We start from the raw sequence: 3,841 nt of genomic DNA on the forward strand, positions 1-3,841 counted from the left end.
GGTTCTAGAACCGTACGTAATGGCGAGTTACGAGAAACACCTATCACTAGCGAAAGAATGGGACATTCACAGCCCAGAAGCTTTTGCTATATCTCGTACAGAGAAAGAGTGTTACGACGCTTTCCAGTCTTTGGAATACGAAGTAAACACGCTACACACGGCTAACGGACAAACACCATTCGTCACGTTTGGTTTCGGTCTTGGTGAAAGCTGGGGTTCAAAACTTATCCAGCAATCTATCTTGAAAAACCGCATCGCAGGTTTGGGTAAGAACCGCAAAACAGCCGTGTTCCCTAAACTGGTCTTTGCAATCAAAGATGGTTTGAACCACCAGAAGCAAGATCCAAACTACGATATCAAGCAATTAGCGCTTGAGTGTGCATCTAAGCGTATGTACCCAGACATTCTTAACTACGACAAAGTGGTAGAAGTGACAGGGTCATTTAAAACGCCTATGGGCTGCCGTAGCTTCTTGAATACTTACGAAGAAAACGGTGAGTTGATTCATGAAGGCCGTAACAACTTAGGTGTTGTTAGCTTGAACTTGCCACGTATTGCTATTAACGCAAAACAAGATATGGCTAAGTTCTACGAACTGCTTGATGAAAAATTGAAGCTAGCTCGTCGCGCTCTAGAAACTCGTATTTCTCGTCTAGAAAACGTGAAAGCGCGTGTTGCGCCAATCCTATACATGGAAGGCGCTTGTGGCGTTCGTTTGAAAGCAGACGATTCTATTGCCGATATCTTCAAGAATGGCCGTGCATCTGTTTCTCTTGGTTACATTGGCATCCATGAAGCGATGACAGCACTTTACGGCACAGACGTTCACCTGTATGACGATGGCGAAATGCGTGCTAAAGCGCTTGAGCTGGTGGAGTACATGAAGCGTGAAGTGGAATCTTGGACAAAAGAGACAGGTTACGCGTTCAGCTTATACGGCACACCAAGTGAAAACCTATGCAGCCGTTTCTGCAGCATCGATACCAAAGAGTTTGGTGTAATTGATGGTGTAACTGACCGTGGCTACTACACAAACAGCTTCCACTTAGACGTACAGAAGAAAGTGAACCCATACGACAAGATCGATTTCGAGATGCCTTATCCAGAAATCTCTAGCGGTGGTTTCATCTGTTACGGCGAATTCCCGAACATGCAGAAGAACATCGAAGCGCTAGAAAACGTATGGGACTACAGCTACACACGTGTTCCTTACTACGGCACCAACACGCCAATTGATGAGTGCTACGAATGTGGCTACAATGGTGAGTTCGACTGTACAAGTAAAGGCTTTACGTGTCCTAAGTGTGGTAACCATGACTCAACCAAAGTGTCGGTAACGCGCCGCGTTTGTGGTTACCTTGGTAGCCCAGATGCACGACCATTTAACTTCGGTAAGCAAGAAGAAGTTAAACGCCGCGTGAAGCACCTTTAGTAAGCTCTAAGATCATTAGCTATCTTACTAAGAAGAGCTACGTTTCAAGAAACAAGATTGGTATCGGCGCTATGTCGATACCAATTCTTTTATTTAAGATCTTACAGCATTTCGCTTCAAACTATTAAGCAATAACGAGTTTTCAATACTGCCTTATGAACTACCATCAATATCACCCAATCGACGTTGTAAACGGCCCAGGAACACGCTGCACTTTGTTTGTGTCGGGCTGTGTGCACCAGTGTCGCGGGTGTTATAACCAATCGACGCAAAGTTTGGACTCAGGGCACTTGTTCACTCAAGAACTGCAAGACCACATTATCGCTGATCTGAACGATCCGCGAATCAAGCGTCGTGGCTTGTCGCTTTCTGGTGGTGATCCTCTGCATCCTGCAAACGTATCTGAAGTGCTTCAGCTTGTTCAGCGTGTAAAAGCAGAGTGTGAAGGTAAAGACATCTGGGTGTGGACGGGTTACGAGCTCGACGAACTCGATGAAAATCAGAAGCAAGTGCTTGAATACGTCGATACTTTGATTGATGGTCGCTTTGAACAAGATAAAGCGGATCCAATGTTGGATTGGCGTGGTAGTTCAAACCAAATCATTCATCGATTTACTGACATATAACAGTTGTCGTGGCTTAGCACACTCGTAAAACGAAAAAGGGCGTCATGGTTAGCGCAATGCAACCAATCGGCCCTTGGGTGTGAGTTCTTTTCGTTTATTCGCTTAAACTACCATTCAAGCAACGACCTGATCTGGCTCTTCTATTAAGTTGTTGATCCATTTCTTAGAGTGAATCCGCTGGCTAGTTAAAGCTATCTTCGCTAGCTCTTCCAGCAGCACAATCATCAAAACCCATTCTAGCGGCCACCCCAACACCAGAGCAGTAAAGTAGGCGAGGGGAATACCAATGGCCCACTGGCCGAATATGTCGATGAAGATGCTGTAGTTGATGTCTCCACCACTTTTTAGCACTCCGCCTATACCAACCATATTGAAGACTCTTAGTACCATACCGAGTGCCATTACTAAGGTAACGTTAACGGCCGTATCTTTGAGCTCTAAGTGAGTAAGACCGATCATGTATACGATCGCGGGTTTGGCGATAAAGCACATTAACGCTAGTAAAGCAGCAAGCCCACAACTCACTAACACATAGCCCCAAGCTGTATTCTCGACACGTTGATAGTTCTTCGCACCGATCTCGTTACCTAGAATGATGGAAGCCGCAACCGCAAAACCCAAAAAAGCAGAGATCAAAATGCTTTCGACAGGCGATAGCAAGGAAATGATCGCAAGTTCTCCAACCCCCATTTGGCCAACAATAACGTTGTAAATAAGAATCCCGCCCGCCCACGCAGTGTCGTGAACCAACATAGGTATAGCCACCGTAAAGTACTTCTTTCTATGCTTCGGTAATAACGCATCTCGCCAATTGCTTAACGTCGGGAATAGGTGCGGGTAATGTTTTCTTGCCATAACAAGCAATGCAATGGTTTGAAAGAATCGAGATACTGTGGTGCCAATAGCCGCACCAACCACACCCAGTTCTGGAAACCCAAACAAGCCGAAGATCAATAGGGCATTGAGAATTGCATTGACGATGATTGCCCAGATACTGATTTTGGTGGGGAGCTTGGCTTCGCCCACAGAGCGAAGTGCACTCTCTAGCGGCACAACTACAGCGGTACCAATAAGGCTGGCTCCTGTTATCCAAAGGTAATCCGTTGCCAAGCGGACGTAATCAGGGTCTGAGGCCACCACAGACACGACTGATTCAGGAGCCAATGTATAGATGAACACAAAGGGAATGATGGCAAAGATCGAAAGTGCCCATGATTGCGCTAGTGTACGTCGAATTCCGTTGAAATCACCGGCACCAAAATATTGCGAAGCTAGCACGCTCACAGCTCCGCTAATCCCCGATACCATGATCAAGTTGAAGAAGAAGATACGGTTGCCAACACCAACAGCGGCGGTTGCAGAATCACCAAGCTGGTTGACCATAAAAATATCGACCACGCCTAGTAATGAAAACAACATGGTTTGCAGTGAGACAGGTAAACCAATGTGTAATAGTTTTTGCCAAAACTCTTTGTCCAAATGACGATATGTCGAGAGCATCGCATTTCCCCGGTAGTGATTATGCGAGAAGTTTATCGGCATTTGTTTTCGCTGTATTCTTCAGACTCATCACAAACTTTTGCCAAACTATCCACTTTGATAAGTTGGCCAATAGAATGAGTTAGCAGTGATATGAGTGATAAACAAGAAAGGTATGAGATCTCTGAAAAGACGCACCAAGAGTTTGTCGATCAAAGCCATGTTTTGGCATTTGAAGAGCTCGGTATCGTTCAATGTGGCACGGCGTCGTGTCGAGACTTCTTTTCGGTGTATCGTAAGAACC

At 45.6% G+C, this 3,841-nt stretch carries 3 protein-coding genes and 1 pseudogene; 3 read left to right on the top strand and 1 reads right to left on the bottom strand.

Annotation, left to right across the window (positions count from 1 at the left end):
• Positions 1 to 1,432: anaerobic ribonucleoside-triphosphate reductase (gene nrdD / locus AB4496_RS24515; protein WP_372132409.1), on the top strand; the 1,432-nt coding region annotated here is incomplete at its 5' end.
• A gap of 155 nt (positions 1,433 to 1,587) precedes the next feature.
• Positions 1,588 to 2,058: an anaerobic ribonucleoside-triphosphate reductase-activating protein gene (gene nrdG, locus AB4496_RS24520; protein ID WP_009845339.1), complete on the top strand. Its 471-nt coding sequence runs from the start codon at positions 1,588 to 1,590 to the stop codon at positions 2,056 to 2,058.
• 114 nt (positions 2,059 to 2,172) lie between these two features.
• Here nrdG and AB4496_RS24525 read toward each other — a convergent pair whose 3' ends face one another.
• Positions 2,173 to 3,600: an MATE family efflux transporter gene (locus AB4496_RS24525; RefSeq protein WP_032555048.1), complete on the bottom strand. Its 1,428-nt coding sequence runs from the start codon at positions 3,598 to 3,600 to the stop codon at positions 2,173 to 2,175.
• Between the two features lie 90 nt (positions 3,601 to 3,690).
• Here AB4496_RS24525 and AB4496_RS24530 point away from each other — a divergent pair.
• Positions 3,691 to 3,841: pseudogene (locus AB4496_RS24530) on the top strand (AraC family transcriptional regulator); the annotation flags it as partial.

The organism is Vibrio sp. 10N.222.46.A1 (assembly GCF_041473595.1).
GTDB lineage: Bacteria > Pseudomonadota > Gammaproteobacteria > Enterobacterales > Vibrionaceae > Vibrio > Vibrio tasmaniensis_A.